28 protein-coding genes are annotated in these 24,855 nt (G+C 52.2%); 25 read left to right on the forward strand and 3 right to left on the reverse strand.

Annotated elements, in window-relative coordinates; genetic code table 11:
• Positions 1–421 precede the first annotated feature (421 nt).
• The 6 genes from HUW35_RS12525 (at position 422) to HUW35_RS12550 (ending at position 7,900) form a co-directional block, all read left to right on the forward strand.
• Positions 422–2,941 carry a DUF1631 domain-containing protein gene (locus HUW35_RS12525; protein WP_181252625.1) on the forward strand — a complete coding sequence of 840 codons (2,520 nt, stop codon included), beginning with the start codon at positions 422–424 and terminating at the stop codon, positions 2,939–2,941.
• A gap of 194 nt (positions 2,942–3,135) precedes the next feature.
• Positions 3,136–3,711 carry a 1,6-anhydro-N-acetylmuramyl-L-alanine amidase AmpD gene (gene ampD, locus HUW35_RS12530; protein ID WP_181252626.1) on the forward strand — a complete coding sequence of 192 codons (576 nt, stop codon included), beginning with the start codon at positions 3,136–3,138 and terminating at the stop codon, positions 3,709–3,711.
• A 76-nt stretch (positions 3,712–3,787) separates the two neighbouring features.
• A complete protein-coding gene (gene ampE / locus HUW35_RS12535) occupies positions 3,788–4,717 on the forward strand; it encodes a regulatory signaling modulator protein AmpE (RefSeq protein ID WP_181252627.1) in 930 nt (309 codons plus the stop codon).
• A 46-nt stretch (positions 4,718–4,763) separates the two neighbouring features.
• The gene (locus HUW35_RS12540) at positions 4,764–5,759 is read left to right on the forward strand and encodes a threonine/serine dehydratase (protein ID WP_255463272.1); all 996 of its coding nucleotides are present in this window, start codon (positions 4,764–4,766) and stop codon (positions 5,757–5,759) included.
• A 66-nt stretch (positions 5,760–5,825) separates the two neighbouring features.
• Positions 5,826–6,479, forward strand: coding sequence for a YbhB/YbcL family Raf kinase inhibitor-like protein (locus tag HUW35_RS12545; protein WP_181252628.1), 654 nt, complete (start codon positions 5,826–5,828; stop codon positions 6,477–6,479).
• 59 nt (positions 6,480–6,538) lie between these two features.
• Entirely contained in the window at positions 6,539–7,900 is a 1,362-nt protein-coding gene (locus tag HUW35_RS12550) for an AmpG family muropeptide MFS transporter (protein WP_181252629.1), read from the forward strand.
• A gap of 79 nt (positions 7,901–7,979) precedes the next feature.
• Here HUW35_RS12550 and HUW35_RS12555 read toward each other — a convergent pair whose 3' ends face one another.
• Entirely contained in the window at positions 7,980–8,270 is a 291-nt protein-coding gene (locus HUW35_RS12555) for an MGMT family protein (RefSeq protein WP_255463613.1), read from the reverse strand.
• A 225-nt stretch (positions 8,271–8,495) separates the two neighbouring features.
• On the opposite strand from HUW35_RS12555, the gene HUW35_RS12560 reads away from it, so the two are divergent.
• From HUW35_RS12560 to groL, 5 genes are all read left to right on the forward strand, one after another.
• Entirely contained in the window at positions 8,496–9,479 is a 984-nt protein-coding gene (locus HUW35_RS12560) for a DUF481 domain-containing protein (RefSeq protein ID WP_255463273.1), read from the forward strand.
• A gap of 46 nt (positions 9,480–9,525) precedes the next feature.
• Complete coding sequence (locus tag HUW35_RS12565; protein WP_181252630.1) at positions 9,526–10,287, forward strand: SDR family oxidoreductase; 762 nt, start codon at positions 9,526–9,528, stop codon at positions 10,285–10,287.
• Between the two features lie 110 nt (positions 10,288–10,397).
• Positions 10,398–10,913 (forward strand): FxsA family protein, encoded by a 516-nt coding sequence (locus HUW35_RS12570; protein WP_181252631.1) that lies wholly within the window; start codon positions 10,398–10,400, stop codon positions 10,911–10,913.
• A gap of 227 nt (positions 10,914–11,140) precedes the next feature.
• Positions 11,141–11,434 (forward strand): co-chaperone GroES, encoded by a 294-nt coding sequence (groES, locus tag HUW35_RS12575; protein WP_078085279.1) that lies wholly within the window; start codon positions 11,141–11,143, stop codon positions 11,432–11,434.
• Between the two features lie 59 nt (positions 11,435–11,493).
• Positions 11,494–13,134, forward strand: coding sequence for a chaperonin GroEL (gene groL / locus HUW35_RS12580; protein WP_181252632.1), 1,641 nt, complete (start codon positions 11,494–11,496; stop codon positions 13,132–13,134).
• 59 nt (positions 13,135–13,193) lie between these two features.
• Here the strand turns inward: groL and HUW35_RS12585 are convergent, their stop codons facing one another.
• Entirely contained in the window at positions 13,194–14,192 is a 999-nt protein-coding gene (locus HUW35_RS12585) for an integron integrase (protein WP_255463274.1), read from the reverse strand.
• Between the two features lie 373 nt (positions 14,193–14,565).
• Here HUW35_RS12585 and HUW35_RS12590 point away from each other — a divergent pair, with 373 nt between their 5' ends.
• The 12 genes from HUW35_RS12590 to HUW35_RS12645 all read left to right on the forward strand — a co-directional run bounded on the left by HUW35_RS12590 (position 14,566) and on the right by HUW35_RS12645 (position 21,604).
• Entirely contained in the window at positions 14,566–14,964 is a 399-nt protein-coding gene (locus HUW35_RS12590) for a hypothetical protein (RefSeq protein ID WP_181252634.1), read from the forward strand.
• Positions 14,965–15,067: 103 nt separating this feature from the next.
• A complete protein-coding gene (locus tag HUW35_RS12595) occupies positions 15,068–15,445 on the forward strand; it encodes a hypothetical protein (protein WP_181252635.1) in 378 nt (125 codons plus the stop codon).
• 148 nt (positions 15,446–15,593) lie between these two features.
• Complete coding sequence (locus tag HUW35_RS12600; protein WP_181252636.1) at positions 15,594–15,989, forward strand: hypothetical protein; 396 nt, start codon at positions 15,594–15,596, stop codon at positions 15,987–15,989.
• A 142-nt stretch (positions 15,990–16,131) separates the two neighbouring features.
• Positions 16,132–16,506, forward strand: coding sequence for a hypothetical protein (locus HUW35_RS12605; RefSeq protein ID WP_181252637.1), 375 nt, complete (start codon positions 16,132–16,134; stop codon positions 16,504–16,506).
• A 130-nt stretch (positions 16,507–16,636) separates the two neighbouring features.
• On the forward strand, positions 16,637–17,065 hold the full coding sequence (locus HUW35_RS12610) for a hypothetical protein (protein ID WP_181252638.1): 429 nt from the start codon (positions 16,637–16,639) through the stop codon (positions 17,063–17,065).
• Between the two features lie 123 nt (positions 17,066–17,188).
• Positions 17,189–17,635 carry a hypothetical protein gene (locus HUW35_RS12615; protein ID WP_181252639.1) on the forward strand — a complete coding sequence of 149 codons (447 nt, stop codon included), beginning with the start codon at positions 17,189–17,191 and terminating at the stop codon, positions 17,633–17,635.
• A gap of 121 nt (positions 17,636–17,756) precedes the next feature.
• The gene (locus HUW35_RS12620; RefSeq protein WP_181252640.1) at positions 17,757–18,074 is read left to right on the forward strand and encodes a hypothetical protein; all 318 of its coding nucleotides are present in this window, start codon (positions 17,757–17,759) and stop codon (positions 18,072–18,074) included.
• Between the two features lie 720 nt (positions 18,075–18,794).
• Positions 18,795–19,103: a hypothetical protein gene (locus tag HUW35_RS12625; RefSeq protein ID WP_181252641.1), complete on the forward strand. Its 309-nt coding sequence runs from the start codon at positions 18,795–18,797 to the stop codon at positions 19,101–19,103.
• A gap of 153 nt (positions 19,104–19,256) precedes the next feature.
• Entirely contained in the window at positions 19,257–19,754 is a 498-nt protein-coding gene (locus HUW35_RS12630) for a hypothetical protein (protein ID WP_181252642.1), read from the forward strand.
• A 287-nt stretch (positions 19,755–20,041) separates the two neighbouring features.
• A complete protein-coding gene (locus HUW35_RS12635) occupies positions 20,042–20,569 on the forward strand; it encodes a hypothetical protein (protein ID WP_181252643.1) in 528 nt (175 codons plus the stop codon).
• A gap of 130 nt (positions 20,570–20,699) precedes the next feature.
• Positions 20,700–21,167: a hypothetical protein gene (locus HUW35_RS12640; protein ID WP_181252644.1), complete on the forward strand. Its 468-nt coding sequence runs from the start codon at positions 20,700–20,702 to the stop codon at positions 21,165–21,167.
• A gap of 131 nt (positions 21,168–21,298) precedes the next feature.
• Positions 21,299–21,604, forward strand: a complete 306-nt coding sequence (locus tag HUW35_RS12645; RefSeq protein WP_181252645.1) for a hypothetical protein — start codon at positions 21,299–21,301, stop codon at positions 21,602–21,604.
• Between the two features lie 43 nt (positions 21,605–21,647).
• Here the strand turns inward: HUW35_RS12645 and HUW35_RS12650 are convergent, their stop codons facing one another.
• Positions 21,648–22,598 (reverse strand): IS110 family transposase, encoded by a 951-nt coding sequence (locus HUW35_RS12650; protein ID WP_181252646.1) that lies wholly within the window; start codon positions 22,596–22,598, stop codon positions 21,648–21,650.
• 817 nt (positions 22,599–23,415) lie between these two features.
• Here HUW35_RS12650 and HUW35_RS12655 point away from each other — a divergent pair.
• Both HUW35_RS12655 and HUW35_RS12660 read left to right on the forward strand, forming a co-directional pair.
• A complete protein-coding gene (locus HUW35_RS12655) occupies positions 23,416–23,751 on the forward strand; it encodes a hypothetical protein (protein WP_181252647.1) in 336 nt (111 codons plus the stop codon).
• Positions 23,752–24,287: 536 nt separating this feature from the next.
• Entirely contained in the window at positions 24,288–24,635 is a 348-nt protein-coding gene (locus tag HUW35_RS12660) for a hypothetical protein (protein ID WP_181252648.1), read from the forward strand.
• The last annotated feature ends 220 nt before the right edge of the window (positions 24,636–24,855 follow it).

The following is a 24,855-nucleotide window of genomic DNA, read 5'->3' on the forward strand; positions in this document are numbered from 1 at the left end:
CATGTAATAGAAATGTAATTTGGATGTGTTTCGGAGCGGTGGCCGATGGCAAAGTCGGCCTGCCAGCCTCCGCTTATCAATCCCTTCCCGTCGTTCTCCTGACTTACCATTAAATCCCCGCTTTATATAAAGAAAATCGCGAAGATTGGTCCTTTTGGGCACTTGCGTGTCACTTCTCTTTGCAGGATATTGAGTACTAGTTCCACTTTTTCTGAGCGGTCTATCCGGGCGGTGCCCGCATTTCTGGCACGCACCCCTCATTCTGATTGATGTAACCACAAGATTTATTGCTTTCGGGAATTCCGCTTTAGAGGTAGCTGGACATTCACCGAAGTAATGTGTTGCTGGGTTCGCGAAGTACTTGGTGGCCTTTGCAATCTCTATTCTCTGAGCCGATGCCAGGAGGGCAACAGAGGTGAGCATGGACGATATGGATCGAAATAATAACGAATTGTTTGTCATAACCGGCGGTGGGCAGGGTAACGGTCAGCGTGTGAGCAAGCCGCGCGGCAGTGCGCGTGCCGGTTCCCGGCAGAAACTTTCGAAAACCGTGACTTCCGTAAAGCAAAAGGCCATTGAGTGGCTGCAGGCCAAATCTGATGATGTTTTCGCCCAGGTCGACGACTCACTGTTTGCCATGGCGGAAAAGGCCCATCTGCAGGACGAGCAGGACACCCTGTTCCAGGCGATTCGCAATCTGCGGGTTGGACTGGGCGACCTGATTGATGGCTTCTGCGATGGTATCGAAGAGCGATTTCACGCCCCGCGTAATGACCGCCTGGAAGAGGAGGCGGGGCTGGAATCCGGCGCCTCCCTGAAAAATCTTTCACTGGTCAACGACGACGAGCTTGAAAAGCAGGTCGCGATTCGCACCATGGTATCTAACGTCAAGCGCGACCATGCCGAATCCATTGCGGCCTTGTCCCTGCGCATGGATACCTTGCTTCCCGGTAAAATTTACGACGAGAGCCTGCCCATCGGGCCCGCCGCTGTGTGTGTCGCTTTTGCCGATTCGCTCGATGATATCGAGTTGTCCCTGCGCGCGCGCATGACCGTGCTTAAAAAGTTTGAGCTGAACCTGGTCAATCACCTGGGAGAGCTTTACGACGCCTGCAATCGCCTGCTGGTAGAGCAGGGTGTGCTGCCCACAATCGAGGACCCGCTGCGCCGACAGCAGGGCCGCGCGGGTAGTCAGGTGCCAACCCCGTCTTCTGCCTCAGGCCCTTCTCCGCAAAGTGCGGCGTCGGCGCATAACCCTTCCTCTGTTGACGGAATCCCCACTGCACCTGCGGGACAGGCGGGCAATATGCATTTCAGTGGCGGCGGTGTGCCGGGCGCTTCCTCAGCTGCCGGCTTCGGTCAGGTTGCCCCGCCCGGCGGCGGACAGTGGACTGGCGGTGCATCGGGTAGCGGCAGCGTATCTGGGCCCGGGCTGGCGCCGGTGGGTTCCGGCGCCGCGCCGATGGCGACGCCTACGCTGTTGCAACATCTGGGACAGTTTCAGATGGCGCTGCCGGAGCACGCGGCCGGTCCGGGGCAGCTGATCAATGTGACGCAGTTGCTTGAGCAGCAACTGGTGTCAGCCAAGCAGAGCGCCTCCCTGCATGAACTGGATAGCGAAGTCATCCGCCTGGTGGATATGCTGTTCTCCTTCATGCTGGAAGACCGCAACCTGGCGGAGCCCGTCAAAGCCCTGTTGATCCGACTGCAGCTGCCAATGCTCAAGCTCGCCGTCGCTGACAAGGCCTTCTTCAGCAAGGGTGGCCATCCGGCGAGACGCCTGTTGAACGAAATGGCGGATGCGGCGATTGGCTGGCAGCCCCCGGAGCACTACGAGGAAGATCCGCTGTACCGTGAGATCTCCGCCATCGTTGAGGACGTGTTGGCGGAGTACGACCGGGACGAGCAGGTGTTTGTGCGCCTGCTGGAATCTTTCAGGGAGTACTCTGCGCGCGAGCGCAAGCGTGCTGCGGTAATGGAGCGTCGCACCATCGACGAGGCTCAGGGCGCCGCTCGCGTGGAGGCGGCCAAGGCGCGGGTTGCCGCGGTGTTTGATGCGCTGACCGCAGAGCGTAATTTGCCCAAAATTGTGTATCAATGGTTGAACCGGGTCTGGAGTAGTGTGTTGTTCCGGACTTGCCTCAAAGAGGGTACCGACAGTGGCTTGTGGCGTCAGCATGTGCTCACTGCGCGGGATCTTATCTGGAGTGTCGTTGCCCCAATGCCGGAAAGCAGCGTCAAGATGCGCCGCTTGTTGCCGGACCTGAAAAAGCGCCTGGAAGAAGGGGCCCAGTCTCTCTCCCTGAGTGCTGGTGATCGCCAGCGGCTTATTGGTGGTCTGGAGGCTCTGTACGGCGAGCGACAGAAGTTGGCTGAGCGGGTTGAGTCCGAACGCGAACGCCGTACCCGCGAGCGTCTGGTTCAGGAATTGCGGCGCGAGGCCGACAGTATACTGTCCATCCCGGTTGCGGAAGGTATCACGGCTGCGCAGGCAGAGCATGAAGCCAGTGATGCCGCGCCTGAGTCTATGGTTGATGAACCTCGCGATCTCCCACCCACCCAGCCGGCGCTTCCGGAAGTGGAGGAAATCCAGCAGGTGGTTACCCGGGCGAGTGCGGCGAAGCCGGTTCCGTTGCAGCCTATTGCCCAGGACGACGACCACTGGCAGCAGACTTACCATCTGAAGGACAGCTGGTTTTTGCTGCGGGATACGAACAAACTTCCCGTGCGCTGTCGCCTGGCGGCCATCATCAGCGATCTGGACCAGTTCATGTTCGTAAATCGTCGCGGCGCCAAAGTGGGTGTTTACTCGCGTCTGGAACTGGCACATGCACTGCGTAATGAAGAGTTGCTGCCCCTGGAACAGGGGCCGCTGTTCGAGCGGGCTCTGCAGTATGTGGTTGGTCACTGCGGTGAGAGCAAAATCGCTATCAGCGTATGACGTGACTTTTCCACAGCAGGTATGCTGTTGTGGAAACTGGAGTGAAAAACCCGGGTTTATCCCGGGTTTTTGCGTAAATATTGCACGCTTTGTCGTTTTAGCGCCCTAATCCTCAGAATTAACGACATCTATTGGCAGTTACTTCGTTGCTTCCATAAAATAACTCTCTGCTCAATTCCAGCGGAGTCGCGTTTGTGAAATATCAGGTCCAGTCAGGGTGGCTTTCCGGAGTACGCCGGGTACCCAGTCCGCATTGCAACAGTCGTCCCGACAATGCGGAAGTGGATCTTCTGGTTATTCACAGCATCAGCCTGCCGCCTGGCGAGTATGGTGGTGCCTATATCGATGAGTTCTTCCTGGGGCATCTGGACATGGATGCCCATCCCTACTTTTCTGAAATTGCTACTCTGCAGGTTTCTGCCCATTTTTTGATCGATCGCAATGGTCGCGTCACCCAGTATGTGCCGCTTAACGAGCGCGCCTGGCATGCGGGGCAGTCTGAATTTTGTGGACGCGATAACTGCAACGATTTCTCTATCGGTATCGAGCTCGAAGGGCTCGATACCGATACCTACACCGCTGCGCAGTATGAATCCCTGGCAGAGGTCTCCGCGGCAATCATGGAAGCGTATCCTGCGATTGATAAGTCGCGGATAACCGGGCACTCGGATATTGCCCCGGGCAGAAAGCTGGATCCGGGGCCCGGGTTCGACTGGCAGCGGTATTTTGACAAGCTGGACCAGCAGGGCGGTAATTCCCGCGAAGCTTGAGTCCGGTTACCACGGTGTTGTTCGACGTGTTATGCGACAATGCCATTACATAACAAATTGAACAGGTGGGGACGCTATGGCGCTGTTGATTGTGCTGTTGGCATTGGGCCTGGTACAGGTGTGGGGCTCGGGTGGACCGCTGCACCGTGATGGCTGGTTTTATCAGTGGCAGGATTTTGTTTACCGCAGTGGACTGATGCGCGAAAGACAGGGCATTGGTTTCGGGCTTGTGGTGTTGATTCCGGTGCTGGGGGCTGCTGTGCTTCTGGTGCTGGCGGACTCGATATTTGGCTGGCTGGGGGTGTTGCTGGTCAGTGTGCCGGTGCTCCTGTACAGCTTCGGTCGCGGGAATTTTAACGAGGCGCTGTCGGCATATTTACGGGCCTGGTATCAGGGTGACCTGGAGGCGGCCAGAGCTGCGGCAGAACCGCTGCTGGATGTGGCGGACATGGAGCGTGCGCAGAGCATCAAAGATGCGCAGGAACTCCACCCGCTGGTGTTCAGGGCCGCAGCCTACCGCGCTTTTGAACGCCTGTTTGCGGTGCTGTTCTGGTTCCTGCTGTTGGGCATTCCGGGAGCCATGCTTTACCGGCTCAGTCATTTGGCGCGCGAGAGATTGGCGAAGCAAGGTCAGGCGCAGGAAGAATCACTGTCCGCGGTGGCCGATGCGGACAGGTTCCTGGCTGCACGCTGGCTGTGGCTGATTGAGTGGCTGCCGGTGCGGGCGATGGGCTTCACGCTCGCGATCGTGGGGAACTTTGCCGGTTGCTACCGCGCATGGCGCGATCACCTGACCTGCAAACAGACCGCTACCGAGGATGTGCTCGAGTACTATCTCGAGGGTGCCCTGGGGGGGATCGACAGCAGTGAATGCAGTGCCGGTGTGGCCGTGAGCGAAGGGCAGCGGCTGTGCGGCGCGGAAATCGAGGGCATGCAGGCCCTGCTGTCTCGCGCCCTGCTGATGTGGATTACCCTGATGGCCCTGTACGGGCTTTTCAGTAACTAAGCTTTCCACTGTTCCTTTCGAATCAAATACTTGCGCGAGAGAGTGCGTGTCAGACGTTATCACCGACAATATTGATCTGCCGAGCGCAGCCGATGTATTCACCGCGGCCGAACGCATTGCGGGCCACATCCATCGAACACCGCTGATGAGCTCGTCCGGGCTCAACGCGCAGCTTGGTGGCGAGCTTTTTTTCAAGTGCGAGCATCTGCAGAAAGTCGGCGCCTTCAAGGCGCGCGGCGCGGCCAATGCCGTGCTGCAATTGCCGGCGGACACCGCAATGGTGGCGACCCATTCCTCGGGCAACCACGGTGCGGCACTGGCCTGGGCGGCTGCATTGCGCGGAATCGCCTGCCGGGTAGTGATGCCTGAAAATGCCCCGGAAGCAAAAAAAGCGGCGGTCGCCGCCTATGGTGCTGAAATCGTTCTGTGCGAAGCGACACTGGCTGCGCGGGAGTCCACGCTTGCGGCGGTGGTGGCGCAGACCGGGGCACATGTGGTTCCACCGTTTGACGATCCACGGATTATTGCCGGGCAGGGCACGGTGGTACAGGAAATCGTTGGGCAGTGCCGCGAACAAGGTTTCACCCCCGATATGATCGTCTGCCCGGTGGGTGGCGGCGGCTTGCTCGCCGGTGCGGGTCTTGCCGCATCGGCACTGGGGCCCGAGATCAAGGTATTGGGTGCGGAACCCTGCGGCGCGGATGATGCGCAACGTTCCTTCCGCAGCGGCGTGCGGGTGACCGAGCAGGTGCCCGACACCATAGCGGACGGCCTGCGCACCACCCTGGGCTTGCGGAATTTTGCACTGATTCGCCGTCACGTAAGTGATGTGGTGACCGCTTCCGAGCCGGCCATTCGCGAGGCGCTTGGCCTGATGTGGAATCGCACCAAGCAATTTGTCGAACCCTCCGCAGCGGTGGGGTTGGCGACGGTTCTGGAACATCCGGCGCGTTTTCGCAACAAGCGAGCGGTGATCGTGCTCACCGGTGGCAACATGGATATCTCTGCGGTGGCCGGCATGATCGCGGGTAGCGCTCAGTAGTCCGGACAATGTGGCGGGTGTCGGTGCAATCCGGTGCCTGAAGGGAGGAAGACAGGAGGATTGACGATGAAGCGGATCAACGACCAGAGAGGGCTGTTGGCGCGGTTCAGCAGCGTACTTAAAGGGACTGCTACACTGTTTGCAACTCGGCTGAAGGGAATATCCGTACCGCTCTTGATCCGCCTCTCTGTCGCCGCGTTTGCCCTGTCCACAGTGCATGTAGCGCGTGCAGATTCACTGCAGCTGGCGTCGTCGACCCTGACCGATGGCGGCCGTATGCCGCCGGCGCAGTTGTATTACGGTTTCGGTTGCAGCGGCGAGAATATCTCTCCGGAACTGCACTGGCAGGGGGCCCCAGAGGGCACTCGCAGCTATGCCCTGGTGATGTACGACCCGGATGCACCCACCGGCAGCGGCTGGTGGCACTGGGTGGTGTTCAATATCCCTGCCACCGTGAAAGCGATACCCGAGGGGGCCGGTGATCCCAAGGCCGGCCTGATACCCGAAGCGATACAAAGTCGTACCGATTTTGGCAGTCCGGGTTATGGTGGTGCCTGCCCACCGGAGGGGCATGGTGACCATCGATACCAGTTCCGCCTGTATGCTCTCAAGGTGGATCAGCTGCCGCTTGATGAGGATTCCCCTGCGGCGATGGTGGCTTATCACATCAATGCCAACAAGCTGGCGGAAGCCCAGTTGGAAGTGAAATTTGGCCGTTGACGCCTGATGTGTCAGGGCGCGGCTTTAAGGCAAGCAATAAAAGGAAGCACAGCCTGCCCATGCAAAAGCAAAAAATGACTTGGGGAGAAGCGCTCAAGGTTTACTCGCGGCCCAAAGTGGTAGCGATGTTTTTCTTTGGGATATCTGCGGGGCTACCACTGCTTCTGGTCTTTTCCACCCTGACCGCCTGGCTGCGGGATTACGGCATCAGTCGCACCACCATCGGGTTTACCGCGTGGATTGGCATCACGTTTTCGATCAAGTTTATCTGGGCCCCGATCATTGACTCCCTGCGCATCCCGGTCCTGACTGGGTTGATGGGGAAAAGGCGCAGCTGGATCCTGGTGTCGCAGATTGGCGTCGCGTTCGGCCTGTTCTCCATGAGCCAGATCAATCCCCAGCTGGCACTGCCCGCGGTATTCGGATTTGGCATACTGGTGGCTTTCTGTTCTGCGTCCCAGGACGTGGTGATTGATGCCTACCGGATCGAAGCCGTGGACAAGGAATACCAGGGCGCCATGGCCGCAATGTACGTCTTTGGCTACCGGGTAGCGCTACTGATCGCGGGCGCCGGCGCCCTGTTTATCGCTGAATATGCCAGCTGGAGTATTGCTTATATTTCCATGGCGGCGTTGATGGGAGTGGGTATTCTCACCACGTTGATGGTGTCGGAGCCCGACCATCAAAAGGCCCGCGCGCAGGGCAAGGAGTTCCAGCACGCTTGGGTCGATCGGGTGCTGGGCAGCGGCAAGCACGGCAAAATCAGTGAGTGGTTTGTGCGCGCGGTCGCCTGTCCATTTATCGATTTCTTTGAGCGAAATGGCCGATTTGCCCTGGTGCTACTGCTGTTTATAGGCATTTATCGGGTCAGTGATATCGCCATGGGTGTCATGGCCAATCCTTTCTATCTGGATCTCGGTTTCAGCAAGGATGATATCGCGCAGATCGGCAAGCTGTTCGGGTTTGTGTGTACGATGATCGGGGCCTTCCTTGGCGGAGCGATGGTAGTGCGTTTTGGTATTCTGCGCCCGTTGATCCTGGGGGCCGTGATGGTCGCGGCGACCAATCTGCTGTTCGCGCACCTGGCAACCCTGGGGCCGGACAAAACCTGGCTGGCGATTGTCATCAGCGCCGACAATATCAGTGCCGGCATATCCAACTCGGTGTTTATCGCCTTCCTTTCCAGTCTGGTGAATCAGTCCTATACCGCTACCCAGTACGCCCTGTTCAGCTCCCTGATGACCCTGCCGGGGAAATTCATCAGCGGGTTCTCCGGCATTGTGGTGGATGCAGAAGGCTATGAATCCTTCTTTATCCTGGTGGCCATACTCGGCATCCCGGCAGTGTTGCTGGCCATTTACATCTGGTACCGGAACCGGGACCAGGAAGCGGCGGAGGCCAAGGAGGCTGCCGCCGGGTGACCGGGGCGGTTTCGGCATTCGCTTGTCGGGCGAATGCGCGCCTTGTTCTTCGGCCTCGTAAGTTGGCTCCCCCAGTTAGCTACAGCTCATCTGGTTTCGGCCACGCGTAATGTCCCAGGTCAATTTTCCCTTTCACTGGCGTAATACCCTCATCGCGTAACCGCTCCAGCTGACGCTGTGCCGAGGGACCGGGCAGGGAGATCCGTCCCTGCGCATTGATCACCCGGTGCCAGGGAAGCTGCGTATCCCGCGGCAGCTTGCGCAGGGTCTGCCCCACCAGCCGCGCGGCGCGCGGGAAGCCTGCGAGTTCCGCCAGGGTGCCGTAGGTGACTACCCGTCCTGCAGGGACCCGTGCGAGTACAAGGCAGATCCGACTTGTGGCATCATGACTCCCAGTATCCTTATTCCCTGATTTGTTCGATCCTGGATCGGAACTAATCGTGTTGATTGATTTCTTAGTCAATTCTCTGTCATAACCCCAGGCTATCGAAAAGGTTGTTTCGTGCTTTCTGCTGTACCCAGAACTTCTTCCCGGATTTTACCCCGTTTAGGCGCTTTACCCAGGCTGCTCAGCGGCCTGGTTTGTGCGGCGCTGGTGGGGTTTGCATCTCACGCCAGTGCCGGTGTACTCAGCCTCGCCAATGGTGATCGCATTTACGGCGAGCTGGTGGTTGTGGAGCGTGACCATGTGGTGTGGAAGTCTGAAACCTTCGGTGATATTACCGTAGCGAAAGAGAAAATCCTGTCCCTCGAGACCGATAAAGACCTGAAAATTGCCGGTCGCGACGAGCCTTGTGTACTTGCGGGGCATCGCCGTGAACAGTGGGAGCTTTACTGTGATGAGGGATCTGGCTGGGTAATGGACTTCCCGGCGATTGATCGCGCCGAGCCGTACATCAACTTTGTCGGTAACCCCATCATCTTCCGCGGAAACGTGGCAGCTTCCGGTGTGTTCGAGGAGGGCAACCGAGAGCGTGAAGACTGGGATATCAATGCCAATTTTGATATCCGCAACGGCGACTTCCACCATCTGGTCGGCACCCAGTACCAGAACCAGAACAGTACAGAAGTCGACGACCTGGAAAAGTACCGATTCAATTACGACCTCCGCTGGATCTTTGCCGAAAAGTGGTTCGCCGCGGGCAACAGCTCATTTCTGCATGAAGAGGCGCGTAACCTGGATCTGAGTACCACGGTCGGTCTCGGTCTCGGTTACCTGTTTTTTGACACGGACAAATCCGCACTGTCGATCCAGGGCGGTGTGAGTAGCCTGAAAGAAGATTATATTGATCCCAGCCTGAATCCGGATCCCAGCAAGCGCTATGGAGCGGGACGAGCTGCTTGGGACTTCCGCTACAAGTTCGATATGGGCCCGGAAGTGTATTACAACCAGGAACTGCTGCAGTCTCTGGACCGCAGTGAGGATTACCAGAGCAACGCGGAAATCGGTGTGCGTACCCCCTTGGTAAAGGGCATCCTGATGGAAGTGAAATATGCCTGGCAGTACGACAATACGCCGTCTCTGGATAGCGAAAAAGAAGACACCAAAATGACGGTTGGCGTGGGCTATTCCTGGTAAAGGAAAGTACCGCTCGAAGACATTTGAAGAATTTTTTGAGGTTCACATGCAGGTTACTAACAGCATTATCGCCATTACCGGCGCCGGCCAGGGTCTCGGGCGTGCAATGGCCGAGTATCTTGCCGGGCGCGGTGCTCGCCTTGCACTGATCGATGTCAATCAGGAGCGGCTCGACGAGAGCGTTGCGGCCTGTAGTGCGCAAGGCGCCGAGGCGCGCAGCTACGTAATCAATGTCGCTGACGAAGATGCCGTAGACCAGGGCTTTGCCGAGATTGCCAAGGATTTTGGTGGCCTCGATGTCCTGGTGAATAACGCGGGCATCATGCGCGATGGCATGCTGTTGAAAGTCAAAGACGGCAAAGTCGCCGAGCGCATGTCCCTGGCCCAGTGGCAGTCGGTCATCGACGTTAACCTGACCGGTGTGTTTCTGTGTACCCGTGCGGCGGCGGGGATCATGGCGGAACGTGGAGAAGGCGGCGTGATCGTCAATATCTCCAGTGTGTCTCGCGCTGGCAACATGGGGCAGACCAACTACTCCGCCTCTAAAGCCGGTGTAGCCACCATGACCGTGACCTGGGCGCGGGAGCTGGCACGCTACGGTGTGCGGGTTGCCGCAATTGCACCAGGATTTATCGGTACCGAGATGGTGGCGCAGATGCGACCGGAGATTCTCGAAGGCCTGGTGAAGCAGGTTCCGCTGCGCCGGATCGGCGAGCCGGACGAAATCGCCAGTACGGTGTCCTTTATTATTGAAAACGACTATCTCACCGGTCGTGTACTGGAAATCGATGGTGGCGCCCGCATGTAAGCCTGCCGGGCACTGACAACTCTCATCTGAAGTCCGGCCAAAGGGCGCCTTGTCGGGCCCGCTGATCTTGTTTCACGCCCGGTATTGGCCGGGCCACAGGAGTCGCCCCTATGCGTCCTCTATTGCTGCTCTTCATCGTTCTGCCGATTCTCGAAATGTGGGTCCTTATCAGCGTGGGCGAACAGATTGGTGCCTTAGCCACCATCGGGTTGGTACTGCTGACCGCAGTGATTGGCCTGGCGCTGCTGAGAAGGCAGGGCATTTCCACCGTGATGCGCGCCCAACAAAAGATGCAGGCCGGAGAGATGCCGGCCAGGGAAATGGCAGAAGGTATTTTCCTCGCGGTTGGCGGCGCGCTGCTGTTGACCCCGGGCTTTATCACCGATGCCTTTGGCTTCGCCTGCCTTGTCCCCGGGGTGCGGCAGCTCATTATCGGGAAACTCCTTGGTCATGTTGTCGTGGTGCGGGGAGCCAGTTATTCAGAGGGCCCCTATCACAAACCCGGCGCGGGGAATTCACATCAGGGGCATCCGCACCAGGACAACTCCCAACAAGGGCATTCTCCCGACGTGATCGAAGGCGATTACGAGCGTGAGGACAAGAAGGGATCCGGCAAGGGTGACTGAAATTTGAGCAGTTTTGCCGAGTAACCCCGCCCAGTCCTCCAATTCTCCAAATTTCCTCCAGTTTTTTCTCCCGCCGCTGTTGAAATTCCACGGTATCCCCCCCAGATAGGCTGCACCCCAAGTTTTTCCTGGCCCGGTTAGCCGGGGCAGGGCTGGCGGAGGACCCGCAAAGCGGGCCCGAGCCACTTGTAATTGCAACCCTAAACGACTCATTGGAGAGCCAATCCATGAAAATTCGTCCTTTACACGATCGCGTTGTTGTACGCCGTAAGGAAGAAGAAGAGAAAACTGCTGGTGGCATCGTGCTGCCGGGTGCAGCGAAAGAAAAGCCGAATCAGGGCGAAGTGGTTGCCGTTGGCGAAGGCAAGTTGCTGGATAACGGCGATGTGCGCGCACTGTCCGTAAAAGTAGGTGACACCGTGGTGTTCGGCCGTTATGCCGACAGCAACACCCTCAAGGTGGACGGCGAGGAGCTGATCATCATGAGCGAAGGCGACATCTACGGCGTACTGGAAGGCTAAGACCCCCGGTACTTTTCCCGACAAGACGCAACCACGAGCAGAATTGAGGAATTAAGATCATGGCAGCAAAAGACGTAAAATTTGGTGACGACGCTCGCCAGAAAATGCTGAACGGCGTAAACATCCTGGCTGACGCCGTAAAAACCACCCTGGGCCCGAAAGGCCGCAACGTGGTTCTGGACAAGGCTTTCGGCGCTCCGACCGTGACCAAAGACGGCGTATCCGTAGCCAAAGAAATCGAACTGAAAGACAAGTTCGAAAACATGGGCGCCCAGATGGTGAAAGAAGTTGCCTCCAAGGCTTCTGACACCGCAGGTGACGGCACCACCACTGCGACCGTTCTGGCTCAGGCGATCGTAACCGAAGGCCTGAAATCTGTAGCTGCAGGCTTCAACCCGATGGACCTGAAGCGCGGTATCGACAAAGCCGTTGCTGCAGCCGTTGACCACATCGCCAGCCTGGCTACCCCGTGCACCGACAGCAAGTCTATCGCTCAGGTAGGTACCATCTCCGCCAACAGCGACGAGAACGTCGGCACCATCATCGCTGAAGCGATGGACAAGGTGGGTAAAGAAGGTGTGATCACCGTTGAGGAAGGCCAGTCTCTGGAAAACGAGCTGGACGTGGTTGAAGGTATGCAGTTCGACCGCGGCTACCTGTCTCCTTACTTCATCACCAACCAGGAAAACATGACTGCCGAACTGGACAGCCCGTTCATCCTGCTGGTTGACAAGAAAATCTCCAACATCCGCGATCTGCTGCCCCTGCTGGAGCAAGTAGCCAAGGCTTCCAAGCCGCTGCTGATCATCGCTGAAGACGTAGAAGGCGAAGCGCTGGCGACTCTGGTAGTCAACAGCATGCGCGGCATCGTAAAAGTAGCTGCGGTTAAGGCACCGGGCTTCGGCGACCGCCGTAAAGCCATGCTGCAGGACATCGCGATCCTGACCGGTGGCACCGTGATTTCTGAAGAAGTTGGTCTGGAGCTGGAAGCCACCACTCTGGAGCACCTGGGTACCGCCAAGCGCGTAACCCTGTCCAAAGAAAACACCGTCATCGTAGACGGCGCTGGCGATGCTGCTGACATTGAAGCACGCGTTAAGCAAATCCGTGCACAGATCGAAGAATCTTCTTCCGACTACGACAAAGAGAAGCTGCAAGAGCGCGTAGCCAAACTGGCTGGCGGTGTTGCTGTGATCAAGGTTGGCGCTGCCACCGAAGTCGAAATGAAAGAGAAGAAAGCCCGCGTTGAAGACGCCCTGCACGCCACCCGCGCTGCAGTGGAAGAGGGTGTTGTTCCTGGCGGTGGTACCGCTCTGGTTCGTGCTACCCAAGCGATCTCCGTAACCGGTGACAACGAAGACCAGAACCACGGTATTGCCGCTGCACTGCGCGCCATGGAAATGCCGCTGCGCCAGATCGTTACCAACGCTGGTGACGAAGCTTCTGTAGTCGTAGACAAGGTGAAGCAGGGCGAAGGTAACTTCGGCTACAACGCCGGTACCGGTGAGTACGGCGATATGCTGGAAATGGGTATCCTGGATCCGGCCAAGGTGACTCGCTCTGCTCTGCAGGCGGCTGCCTCCATCGCTGGCCTGATGATCACCACCGAAGCCATGGTTGCAGACATCCCGGAAGACAAGCCGGCTGCACCTGACATGGGTGGCATGGGCGGAATGGGTGGCATGGGCGGCATGATGTAAGCCGGCCTACCAGCCAAACCGAAAAAACCCCGCTTTATGCGGGGTTTTTTTATGTTTGATTAAGCGACTGAACGATAGAGAATGACCGGCTCTGAAATACCACCTGATTCGCCGGGGGAGAGTCGGTCCATCGGGCTGAAAACCCCTTTATTTCCTCGGTTCACCACGTGTGTATAGATTTCTGTGATACTCACGTCTGAGTGCCCGAGCAGTTCCTGAATGGTCCGAAGGTCGTATCCTGCCTCTAATAAGTGGGTCGCAAAGCTGTGCCGGAATGCGTGCGCCTTCGCCGGCTTCATTACCTTGGCCAGCTTTACTGCCTCGCGAATATGCCGGGACAGTGTGGATGGATGCAAATGATGCCTGCGCTCGACGCCACTCCTTGGATCTTTGCTAAATCCTCCCGCAGGGAACAGGTATTGCCAGGCTGCCTGCCGGCCCCCTTTTGGATACTTACGCTCAAGAGCATCCGGCATATAAACTTCGCCAAAGCCGTCTTCAATATCTCGCTGGTGAAGCTTCAGTACTTTCCGTACTTGTAGTTTTAGCTCCCCTTTCAGATCTTGCGGCAGCAGGGTCGTACGGTCTTTATTGCCTTTGCCACTCCGAACCACAATATTGTTGCTGTCAAAATCAATATCCTTCACCCTCAGCGAGAGTAACTCAGCAATACGTAAACCGCTGCCGTACATCAGCGCGACTTGTAACCGATAGACGCCATCTAGTTGTGCGAGAATTCTACAGATCTCATCCCGGCTATAAACTACCGGTAGCCGGCGAGGCTGTTTTGCGGTCCTGAAATCCAGGTCGGCGGTGTCTACCCCAAAAAACTGCTTATAGAGGTAAACTAGGGCATTGAGCGCAACTCGCTGTGTGTTTACCGAGCAGCGTCTATTTACTGAAATATGGGTCAAGAACGCCTGAACTTCAGACCTTCCCATATCCTTGGGGTGCTTCAGTTCATGAAAATGGATGAACCGCTTTATCCAGTGGACATAAGTCTGCTCGGTACGGTAAGAAAGACCCTTCTGTCGAATATGGAGTCTTAGTTGGTCCATGAACCGTACCGGTGAGCCTGGTATTGTGTGGCGCACATCATCCATTGGTATGCCTCATTCGTAGCTGTATTTATATACAGTATTTTTCGAGGTGTCCCCAGTGTCAAGACGTAGATCAATAGCTTCAGCTCGATTTGGCAGGGCTAAAGTGCTAACTAATTGATTTTTAAAAGATAAGTTCTTGGCGCGGTAAGTTACCTGAGAAAGATATACAGCAAGGCTGCCATATATTTGCAGGATGCAAAGAGCAGGTTGTGATATAACTTACTGAATTAACAGGCCTTTTAGGTCACATTTAAACAGTGGTGCCAAATTGGATATGTGGCAAGGTGATATATGACCTGGGCTTTTGAATAAACTGTTAAGTGAATACATGCAAAAAGAAAGTGCGAGCGTCAAAGAGACGTTGTCAGGAATTTTCTCAATGATCGGTGGCAGCGTGGCTGCACTTGCGCCTGTTCAAATTTGGGCGTCTGGGAAGTCCGTACTTGTAATCGGAATAATATTAGCTCTAGTAGCTACTTCAGTTCTTCTGTATGCGATAGAGAATGGCTATAAAGTGTCGCTGTATTTTTCGATTTGTGTGGCTGCATATTCAGCGGGATTTGGGTTCGTTGTATTTATACCTTTAGCCTTATTCCGTGTTGACTATCCGATTCCAACAGAGGTATATCTGATCAGTATATTGATTGGTATAGTTGTTATTTTTGCCGGCTATTTTATCGGGCAAAAATTTAAATTACTTAACAAAGCGCTGCAGGCCGACGTCTAACTTTGTGCACTTTATACGCGGTCGCTTCGCTCCCATTATCGCGCATAAAGCGCCCAAAGCTAGCCGCGGCTGAGCGCGGCGTTATGCTCAGTGAGTAAAAGTAATGAGAATATACATAGCGTTTTTCTTTTCTTTTTTTCTAATTGGCTGTCAATCTCAAGCACAGCATGAAATAGAATTACCTGTTGTCCTAACTCTGGAAGGTAAAGCTTTCATCTCAGCTGAAGCTATGGATGAGCACCAATTAAAGATTGAAAGGCCCGCGGGTGAAGTCTATTTAGTTACTACTCCCGAAAATGAAGCACCCTTGTACATGGGTAGCAATTGGTGTGGCGTTTATTCAACTTCATCAGAAGGCCTGGTATTTGGCCAAAAAATTATCGAGGATTCAAATTTAGTCTTGGACTTTAAAGGGGTGAGGGAAGTTTGGGTTCCCATTGAAGGCACGCCAAAGAAATTGTACGTGTTCGAAGTCCGCTAGCATAACAATCACGGGCAGTGAAGCTCTGGCCCTTCGGGCCTCCGCGGGACGGCTTACCTTATACGCGTTTTGCGCGGGTCGCTCCGCTCCCATTTTCGCGCAAAAAGCGCATAAGGTAAGCCGCCCCTGCCGTGGGCGTTAAGCCATTATGAAAAGAAAGAGCAGAATAATCGGGCTGATATCAATAATTCCTGGAACTGTCTGGGTGCTCTATCTAACAGCTGCTCTTGGAATGGTGGTCTTAAATGGAGGTAAGTCTGATTTTGGTCCAGATCCATATCAAACGGCTTTCCTGCTCATTGTTCCATGTCTAGCTTTGGTGCAACTTTGGAGGCTGCTCTACAAAGAAACTCCTTTGTCTAAAATTGGTACACTTGAAAAGGCGATTTCTACAGTTTTGGGTGTGCCCGCAGTATTGTTAGGAACTGGCATAACGCTCGTAATGCTATTTACTGTGCCTACGGCCATTGTGTTTTATGGGATTCTTGTACTCCCTTTAACTATCTATGGCGCGTGGTGCCTGTATGAGCTCTGGCTGGCTTAACAAGGTGCTGCAGGCCGACGGCTAACCTTGTGCACTTTATGCGCTGGTCGCTGTCGCTCCCATTATCGCGCATAAAGCGCACAAGGTTAGCCGCGGCTGAGCGCGGCGTTAAGCACTGAGAGTCACAATAAGGAAATAAAAAATGAAAATCATAGTTGCATCAGTATTACTTGTACTATTTTCCGGGGTCGCATCAGCTAGCGAGAACAATCAATTTAAGCTACAAGTTGTAGTGGATCAGAACCCTATCCAAGAATTTGTTGTAGAGACAGGCTCATATGGATCTCAAGAGTTTGTTCTTTCGGATGAGCTTCGTCTCTCAGTTATAGTAAATCCCCAAAACACGAAGAATTTTGAATCAACTTTGTATTCTAAAGGCAAAGTCATTCACTCTGCCGTCCAATCGAAAAATGCTGACTCAGATCCAAATTTCTACTTAATTTGCGCAGGAAAGTTGACTAAGTTTCTGTCGCCGGTAGTGGACAAGGAACCCTCTTGTCCAGCGCCAAGCGCTTAACAAAGCGCAGCAAAGGGACGGCTTACTTTATGCACGTCTTGCGCTGGTCGCTGCGCTCCCATTTTCGCGCAAAGCGCGCATAAAGTAAGCCGCCCCTGTGCGCGGCGTTAGGCAGCTATCTGAGAGTCATATGACGGAAGAACAGTTAATTTATAAGTCGATAGCCCAGCTAATCTACAATGTAACTCCAGATTCTCGGAAAAAGATTCATTTTATATTTTTCAAGAAGCCACACAGCCACGTCACAACAATATGGAACGGTAATTATCTTGAGAAAGAAGGTAGTTTCACTCTGAAACATGATGCAAGTAAGGCAATCAACGATCTTTTTTTAACATTGTATGAAAAGCAATCTGATTTTAACTTGGCAAACTGGAATGTAGTTCACTTTATACTTCACGAGAATGGATCGAAATTCGAAATTAAGTATGATTTTTCGAGTGAACTTGATGAAAAGAAGCTGCCATTTTGGAAGTATTGCAATAGATACAAGAAGCCAGAAAACAAGAAAGCAAAATTTCTTAGGTTTCTTCACTTTAAGTGGTTCCGTCGTGCCTAACAATCAGCGGCAGAGCGACAGCCAACGCTACGCACCTTTTGTGTTACTCGCTGGCGCTCAAACATTAACACAAAATGCGCTCCGCGCTGGCTGCGCCTGCGCTGGGCGTTATGTGTAATTAGTATGAAGAGTGAATTGGATAAAGCTTACTCATGGTTAATTGACACAATTTCCTATGAAAATTTGGGGATTTCTATCATTTTGTTGGAAATGGTCAAGTCAGGTTCATCATCTACTAAAGAAGAGGGCGCTCCAGTAGAAGGAGCACACCTAGTATATTCTCCAAGGAAAGCCCAAAAGCTGAAAATTAAATTTGATCTTATTTATACTTTTCAAGTAATCAATGAGTCTTGTGATAGTGGAGACTCCTCGCTTAAGTTAAGTAGTGATGGCTTCTTGTCGGTAGTTTCTGAATCAGATTACCTCAACTATCTCAGAGAGAAGTTCAGCTGGTATGAAGAAATAAATGGAAAAGCAAATTTATATCGTCTCTGGAGTGAGAATGAGATACTTGAAATCTATAGCCCCTGCTCTCCGGAGATCGAGAGTCAGCACCCTGAACGCACATAACAATTTGCTGCAGCCGACGTCTTACTTTATGCACCTTTTGCGCGGTCGCTACGCTCCCATTTTTGCGCAAAAGGCACATAAAGTAAGCCGCCGCTGAGCAAGGCGTTAAGTGTCAGTACTGATGAAAGCACTTGGAATAGTAATTAACGTAGCTCTACTTATTTTTTCAATCACTGCATTGGCTCAAGCGAATTGTGTATCTGAAGTTACTGCGCACCGTGCAGTTGAGGTAAAAATTGAAAGTAGCGGTTCGTGCACAAAATTGAATTGCACCAATGTAAAAGCAAGAAATATCCAGGCAGCATTAGCCATCTGCCACCAAACAGAAAAAGACTTCAATTTCTGTGGTTGGCATGAAAAACGTAGGATTAAACACGTAGAAATGTTGCAGCCTAAAGGTGGTGTGTATGAAGTGGGTATCGAGAAATGCCACACTTAACAATCACGGGCAGTGAAGCTCCGGCCCTTCGGGCCTCCGCGGGACGGCTTACCTTATGCACGTTTTGCGCGGGTCGCGCTGCTCCCATTTTCGCGCAAAAAGCGCATAAGGTAAGCCGCCCCTGCCGTGGGCGTTAAGCACAATGATGGCAAGAATAATCTTCGTGATAATTGTTGTACCTTTTATCGTAGGTCCAGCCCCTTCAGGAGGTTGCCGGTGGGTTCCTTCAACCTTTTTCAAATCATTGGACGAAGACGGGAATCGCAAGATTTCATATATTGAGTGGATGAGCTATTACGGAACGCCTTTACATTCACATCATATAAGTGAGTGTGCGAGAGTTGATTTTTATTATGGGGATTGTAATGTTGATGACCATCTATCTTGGCATGAATATTATAATTTTCGGATGCAGCATAGGTCGTGCGGAACGTCAGCGGTAAAAACTTTAAGGCGTATGTATGAAGAAAATCCAGAGTACATGGGAAGCCTAAATCGAGAACAGTTGAAAACCGTGCTTTCTGAGAAATACGAAGAGCTCTTGGAGAGAGAGGAGTTTTTAAAAAGCAAATATGGGTTGGATAGCGAGTAGGTGCTTAACAATCAGCGGCAGAGCGACAGCCAACGCTACGCACTTTTTGTGTTACTCGCTGGCGCTCAAACATTAACACAAAAAGTGCTCCGCGCTGGCTGCGCCTGCGCTGGGCGTTATGTTTCACTATGAATGAGCTGCTCACATACCTCGAAGAATGGAAGAATTCCAAATCAAAAATATTTAGAGCTGAAGGCTTTGCCGTTTTCATCATGGAAGAACTAGGTGATTCCGTTAAAGCTCGTTATGTTGAAATAGATGGGAATGGGTTACTTGCTAGAGCCACTCTGTGGGAGAGTGGGAACCTAGTAGTGGAGGCTTTGGATGTAAAAACAGAATCGCAAGTGCTACAAGAAGCCTTTGAAACACCTGAGCCCTGGCAGCTCAATGATAAGTTAAACTGGTGGCTCAGCGAGGTAGCAACCTATGAGCCCTAAAAACATAACAATCAGCGGCAGAGCGACAGCCAACACTACGCACCTTTTGTGTTACTCACTGGCGCTCAAACATTAACACAAAATGCGCTCCGCATTGGCTGCGCCTGCGCTGGGCGTTAGCTTTCCGAAGCATCAAAAAATATAGAAATTATAATGAGTCAGTATCAACAAAAATATTGGAGCCTCATAAGGGAGCTAAAAACTCACGTCATCTATCTCCACAATTATGCTGCGAGGTCAGAGTGGTGGGATAAGGCCATCAACATACTTCTCGCAATTACGTCATCTTCGAGTATTGCAGCATGGGCCATCTGGCAAGAATATCAGCTACTTTGGGCCGTAATTATTGCGTTGTCACAAGTGGTTACGGCGATCAAGCCGTTTTTGCCATTTAAACAAAGGTTAAAGCCAATCAGCGACCTCAATGATCAAATTCAGGATATTTCACTTGACTGTGAGAGGCATTGGTTTTCGGTTGCTGAAGGTGAGCTTACAGAAAAAGAAATTCACGATTTGTATATCAGTCTTAAGGATAAATCGCTAAAGGCGGAAAAGAAGGCACTAAAAGATCTAGTTCTTCCTAAAAAGAAAAAAATTCTGCAAGAAGCTGAAAAAGAAGCCGAACAATACCTTGTAAACACGTACTACTAAGGAGAAGTCAATGTCTGATAAAAACAAACCCGGTTCACCCAGCCGAGATAGAATAATCAAAGAAAATGGCAGAGGCTTGCCGATAACAGGCACTAATACGCCTATGCCATCTGTGAAGCCTCCCAAATCGCCAGGTGGATCGAGCAAAAAAAGCTAACAATGCGCAGCAAAGGGACGGCTTACTTTATGCGCGTCTTGCGCAGGTCGCTGCGCTCCCATTTTCGCGCAAAACGCGCATAAAGTAAGCCGCCCCTGTGCGCGGCGTTAAGCGTCACTAAAGGAATAGCATGAAATTTCAAGATCTAGTAACAGTAGGGATAAAGGTTTGCGGCATCCTGCTAATCTTTCTAGGCCTTCGCACCATTTCACTACAGTACTCGTTTTTAAGTACTTTAGTCGGAAGTAGTGATGATAGTGTTCGTGTATACACATTTATTACGATTCTTGAAATTTTATTGATTTTTCTTTGTGCATTGGTATTCGTCAAATTTCCAAACTTGGTGGCGAAAAAGCTATTTCCGAAAGAAGTCGAGTTAAATGTCAATTTATCTCAGGACGCCGAGCGTCTTATATCTGTGTCATGTTGTGTTCTCGGTATCTATATTTTGTCGTGGGCGATTCCAGATTTCATAAACAATGCACTTATGATTTCATTCCTTTCAAAATCCATGTACATGAGTGATGTTGTCTATATCGAAACGATATTTGCAGAAGTTGTCACGGTAGTTGAAATATGTGTTGGGCTGTTCTTATGCATGCGTAGTGCAGGCCTTAGCGAGCTAGTTTGGAGGTTTCGTGGAGCCCGCGGCGCTTAACAAAGCAATGCAGCCGACGCCTTACTTTGTGCACTTTTTGCACGGTCGCTGCGCTCCCATTTTCGTGCAAAAAGCACACAAAGTAAGCCGCGGCTGATCGCGGCGTTAAGCGAAGAAAAAGAATTAACCTATGTGGCAATGCGTTTTAGATTCAATAGATTTAATTACCAAGATCGCACAGACCTTGATTGCTGGCTTTGTCGCTTGGTTAGCATGGAGAACCTTCATTAAGGAGGAGACCCAGGAAGCTGAGGATTACGCTGACAATTCAACAATTGATCAAGGCGTAACAGAGTTAAAAATTTTCGAAACGACAAATCAAACAACAACGTTAAAGCGTACGATCAATGGAATCGAGTGCCACCTTGATGACAGGCGTCCAAATAAGAAGCAAGGCCACCGCTGGACATTAACGCCAAACATGGTCAAAGAAATACTTGAAAGCGGAGACATTTACGTAAATCCGAGTTATAAGTTGAAAACTGGATATTTATCAATCGGGACGCACACTAACTGGTTGTACTCAAAAAATTTGTTCCCTGAGCCCGCAGGTTTACACCACAGAGTCATTGAACTACTGAAGTCCGTAGGCGCTTAACAAGGTGCGGCAGACCGACGTCTTACTTTGCGCACTTTTTTGCGCAGTCGCTACGCTCCTATTTTCGCGCAAAAAATCCACAAAGTAAGCCGCCGCTGCGCACGGCGTTATAACTAATTAGTTGAGCCACGATGGAAGTAAAATTAAAGATCTATAGGAATAAAATAGAGCTATCAAATGGCTCGAAAATCGTTTCCGAAAGCTCAAAAGAGGCATTCTCAACGCAGAGATTATTGGTCGCTAATTTTGACGCGGCCTGGAACTGTTTAGTAACAGCCGAGAAGAAACTATCAATCAAGGGACTCTTTAAAAGAAAGCCCAAGGTTGTTGTAGAGCCTAAAGAGCTAATTGAAGGCGGCATTTCTCAGGTAGAGGATAGAATCTTCAGAGAGCTATCAATGGCGCTGAACCCAAAAAGTGTAGAAATTCGCGCGTAGGAGGCCCGGTTATAACAAGTGACTATGGCTCTGAGTCAACCGCTTAGGCCATGTTTCCCTCCCAGGCAGTACCATTTCGTACCATGCTGTTGAGGATAACAATCATCTTGCGCATGCATGCCACCAGAGCAACCTTCGGCCGTTTGCCGGCTGCTCTGAGTCGCTCATAGTGGTCTTTGAATTTCTTATTGCATTGGATGGTCGACATCATCGCCATGAACATAACTGTGCGTATTTGATGGCGTCCACCGCGTATTCGGCGAAGGCCCTGGTAGCGGCCGCTCTCTCGGTTGATCGGCGCCACCCCGACAAGTGCCGCGATCTCTTTGTTATTCAGGGTGCCGAGTTCTGGAAGGTCGCTAAGTAACGTGTAAGCCATGACTTTGCCCACTCCGGGCACACTTTGGAGAATTTCATTTTTCTCTTTCCAGTCGTCAGCTTGGGCAATCATGCCATCAAGGGCAGCATCTATCTTATCGATCTGCGCTTTGATCGTTTTCAGCATGGTGTTAATGCTGGTGCGCAGCTCTTTGGGCATGATGGATAGACGGTTCTTTTCCATCGTCTGCATCTCCATCAACTGTCGCCGGCGAACGAGTAAGTCACTGATTTTTCTGTCATTTTCCGGCGCCACAGCTGTTTGAGTAGGCTTGATGCTCTCGCCAAAGTGGGCGATCAGCTGAGCATCGATCTTGTCTGTTTTCGCGAGCTGCCCAATGGCTCCAGCAAACCGCCGTACATGAAGAGGATTGGCGACAACTACAGGTAGATTATGTTTTGCAGCAGCGAACACGAAGGTATGCTCCAGGCGGCCAGTGGCTTCAATAACGATGCGCGTTGGCTGATGTGCTTTGATGCGCTTAATAGCTTCGCGAACACCTTTCGCATCGTTGCTGACAGCAAAGTATTCGCCAAGAGGGCGTATATAAATATCGAGCTGGGTCTTGCCGGTATCTATGCCGACATTGACTTCATTGTCTTGTGAGTGGTTCATTGGTAAGTTAACTCTTGCTTGCAATACGAGCTCGAGGCCCTGATGACTATTCGAGTTGTTACTTTGAGTTTATGCGGCGTTCCCACTTGTTAACGGTCTCTCGACAGAGGAGCCAGACAGGCATCGAACTACCGCATAAAAGGCCTCTGGTTGCAGCCAGAGGTGGGCCTCAATTTTGCCCGTTTGAGAGAGCATGTACACCATACAATGCCAGGCAGTAAAGCTCCGGGCCTTCGGCCCTCCGCGGGACAGCTTACCTTGTGCACGTTTTGCGCGGGTCGCTGCGCTCCCATTTTCGCGCAAATCGCCCACAAGGTAAGCTACCCCTGCTGGCGGCGTTAAGTGAGTATGCAAGTGAAGAGAATCTGTGTTGCTCTCAACCTCTTATTGACGGCTCTTTCTTGCTCGGCGAATGAAGTCGTAGAGCTGAAAGTATACGATTGTGGGCCATTGGCTAGAGGGGAGTTGGGGGTTGTCTTTAGTACGGGTGAATACGGGAGCGGGCAAACGTATTTTTCAAAAGGTAAAGCAACAGTAGTATGTAGCAAACTTGTAAACGCAGAAAAAGTGTCTGGCTATGAATCAAATTACTGTGAAAAATACGAACCAGAGAATTCCCATGAGTGTAAGCATATAAAAGTATTTGAGATTCTAAAGTACCATGGGTCCTGATTCACTTAACGAGCAGCGGCAGAGCGACAGCCAACGCTACGCACATTTTGTGTTACTCGCTGGCGCTCAAACATTAACACAAAATGTGCTCCGCGCTGGCTGCGCCTGCGCTGGGCGTTAAATATTCAAGTTATCCGAAGAGCATATGAGCCAAGAACACCGAATAGAATTAGTAGAAAATGATGTATGTACAGTGTCCATGGCCGGTAACTGCGGTCGCTATTTCATGTGGCAAAAAGGGCTGACAGAACAAACCGGTTCAAAAGACGGCATCTACTTTGAGTACAATGATCAAATTAATGGCGGGTACAATACAGCATCTCATTGCGTTGTAGAGAGTACTGGCTTGCGAGTTACGTTGGTTAGCACGGAAACTATATTTTTGGGTTTTCCGAAAAATTTTAGTCAGCTTAATGAGCTAAAAGCTGCGCTAAAAAAGGTATATGCAGAGCGCGAGGATGCCCTAGAGTTCAGCATTTAACAAAGCCAGGCAGTAAAACTCCGGGCCTCCGGCCCTCCGCGGGACAGCTTACCTTGTGCACGTTTTGCGCAGGTCGCTTCGCTCCCATTTTTGCACAAAACACGCACAAGCTACGCTGCCCCTGCTGGCGGCGTTATGGTGCCGGGCCGTTAAATTTGTGGCGTGTGCCAGCGTGTAATTGAAAGCACTGTTTTGGCCCGCAGTATTTGGCTATTTGCCATGATAAAATCAAGCAGTTTCGTTCCTAGTGCTTTCGTTTAAGTCCGTAGGAATCGGGGCAACTCCGCTGCAGCAATGCGGAGTGCCAATAAGAGAATAATTGGTTGGGGGAAGCTGGAAGTTCTTTCCTTGTTTTAAAGGAGCTTCGGCGCATTCGGTGCCCGTAGGTACTTCGGAGCGCGTCAGCCATAACCAGGCGCTGCAGCCGACATCTTACTTTAAGCACTTTGTTGCGCAGTCGCTACGCTCCTATTTTCGCGCAACAAAGCGCCCAAAGTAAGCTGCGGCTGAGCGCGGCGTTATGAGTCCATGTAGTCATGCACAAATACAAGACTTCGGCTTTTCCATATTTATGTGAAATCGCCATTGATCCAGGTTTGGCGTATACGAAAAGAGATCTAAGAGTTTTCAACAGTAAGAATGAGCGTGGCGTGGCTGTCTATGGACATTCACCAAATGTTCTTATCGTCTCAAAGGAGAGCTACGACCACTGGAACACAATACGCGTTCTGGTTGGCGCCCTGGATACCGGTAAATTGGCTATCTGTGGAAGCAATTTCCCGAAAGATTTTCCTGAGTATTTAATGAGCTCAAATCCGGCGATAAAAGTACGCCTCTTGAATTATGATCAGAGTGCAGAAGGCAGGAAGTGGCTCCGGTGTTAAACCAAACTCATAACAATGCAATGCATCCGACGTCTTACTTTGTGCGCTTTTTGCACGGTCGCTGCGCTCCCATTTTTGTGCATAAAGTGTCCACGAAAGTGGTAGCAGATCATGCCGCTGCTCGCGGCGTTAAGTTTCTTAGTGTTCAGAGAAGCTTCCATTCAGTTGCTTGAAAAAAAGTGGATAGGGAAATTTCACATGAATAAGAAGGCATTCAGAG

The sequence above is a fragment of the Microbulbifer sp. YPW1 genome, from assembly GCF_013367775.1.
Taxonomy (GTDB): domain Bacteria; phylum Pseudomonadota; class Gammaproteobacteria; order Pseudomonadales; family Cellvibrionaceae; genus Microbulbifer.

Excerpts from the sequence above, each read along its gene's own strand:
- HUW35_RS12545 (WP_181252628.1), top strand. The coding sequence starts at position 5,826 with ATGAAGCGGATCAACGACCAGAGAGGGCTGTTGGCGCGGTTCAGCAGC.
- HUW35_RS12635 (WP_181252643.1), top strand. The coding sequence starts at position 20,042 with ATGAAATTTCAAGATCTAGTAACAGTAGGGATAAAGGTTTGCGGCATC.
- HUW35_RS12590 (WP_181252634.1), top strand. The coding sequence starts at position 14,566 with ATGCAAAAAGAAAGTGCGAGCGTCAAAGAGACGTTGTCAGGAATTTTC.
- HUW35_RS12625 (WP_181252641.1), top strand. The coding sequence starts at position 18,795 with ATGAATGAGCTGCTCACATACCTCGAAGAATGGAAGAATTCCAAATCA.
- HUW35_RS12595 (WP_181252635.1), top strand. The coding sequence starts at position 15,068 with ATGAGAATATACATAGCGTTTTTCTTTTCTTTTTTTCTAATTGGCTGT.
- ampE (WP_181252627.1), top strand. The coding sequence starts at position 3,788 with ATGGCGCTGTTGATTGTGCTGTTGGCATTGGGCCTGGTACAGGTGTGG.
- HUW35_RS12620 (WP_181252640.1), top strand. The coding sequence starts at position 17,757 with ATGAAAGCACTTGGAATAGTAATTAACGTAGCTCTACTTATTTTTTCA.
- HUW35_RS12585 (WP_255463274.1), bottom strand. The coding sequence starts at position 14,192 with ATGGACCAACTAAGACTCCATATTCGACAGAAGGGTCTTTCTTACCGT.
- HUW35_RS12570 (WP_181252631.1), top strand. The coding sequence starts at position 10,398 with ATGCGTCCTCTATTGCTGCTCTTCATCGTTCTGCCGATTCTCGAAATG.
- HUW35_RS12525 (WP_181252625.1), top strand. The coding sequence starts at position 422 with ATGGACGATATGGATCGAAATAATAACGAATTGTTTGTCATAACCGGC.
- HUW35_RS12565 (WP_181252630.1), top strand. The coding sequence starts at position 9,526 with ATGCAGGTTACTAACAGCATTATCGCCATTACCGGCGCCGGCCAGGGT.
- HUW35_RS12645 (WP_181252645.1), top strand. The coding sequence starts at position 21,299 with ATGGAAGTAAAATTAAAGATCTATAGGAATAAAATAGAGCTATCAAAT.
- HUW35_RS12550 (WP_181252629.1), top strand. The coding sequence starts at position 6,539 with ATGCAAAAGCAAAAAATGACTTGGGGAGAAGCGCTCAAGGTTTACTCG.
- groL (WP_181252632.1), top strand. The coding sequence starts at position 11,494 with ATGGCAGCAAAAGACGTAAAATTTGGTGACGACGCTCGCCAGAAAATG.
- HUW35_RS12640 (WP_181252644.1), top strand. The coding sequence starts at position 20,700 with ATGTGGCAATGCGTTTTAGATTCAATAGATTTAATTACCAAGATCGCA.
- HUW35_RS12650 (WP_181252646.1), bottom strand. The coding sequence starts at position 22,598 with ATGAACCACTCACAAGACAATGAAGTCAATGTCGGCATAGATACCGGC.
- HUW35_RS12600 (WP_181252636.1), top strand. The coding sequence starts at position 15,594 with ATGAAAAGAAAGAGCAGAATAATCGGGCTGATATCAATAATTCCTGGA.
- HUW35_RS12615 (WP_181252639.1), top strand. The coding sequence starts at position 17,189 with ATGAAGAGTGAATTGGATAAAGCTTACTCATGGTTAATTGACACAATT.
- HUW35_RS12660 (WP_181252648.1), top strand. The coding sequence starts at position 24,288 with ATGCACAAATACAAGACTTCGGCTTTTCCATATTTATGTGAAATCGCC.
- groES (WP_078085279.1), top strand. The coding sequence starts at position 11,141 with ATGAAAATTCGTCCTTTACACGATCGCGTTGTTGTACGCCGTAAGGAA.
- HUW35_RS12610 (WP_181252638.1), top strand. The coding sequence starts at position 16,637 with ATGACGGAAGAACAGTTAATTTATAAGTCGATAGCCCAGCTAATCTAC.
- HUW35_RS12605 (WP_181252637.1), top strand. The coding sequence starts at position 16,132 with ATGAAAATCATAGTTGCATCAGTATTACTTGTACTATTTTCCGGGGTC.
- HUW35_RS12655 (WP_181252647.1), top strand. The coding sequence starts at position 23,416 with ATGAGCCAAGAACACCGAATAGAATTAGTAGAAAATGATGTATGTACA.
- HUW35_RS12630 (WP_181252642.1), top strand. The coding sequence starts at position 19,257 with ATGAGTCAGTATCAACAAAAATATTGGAGCCTCATAAGGGAGCTAAAA.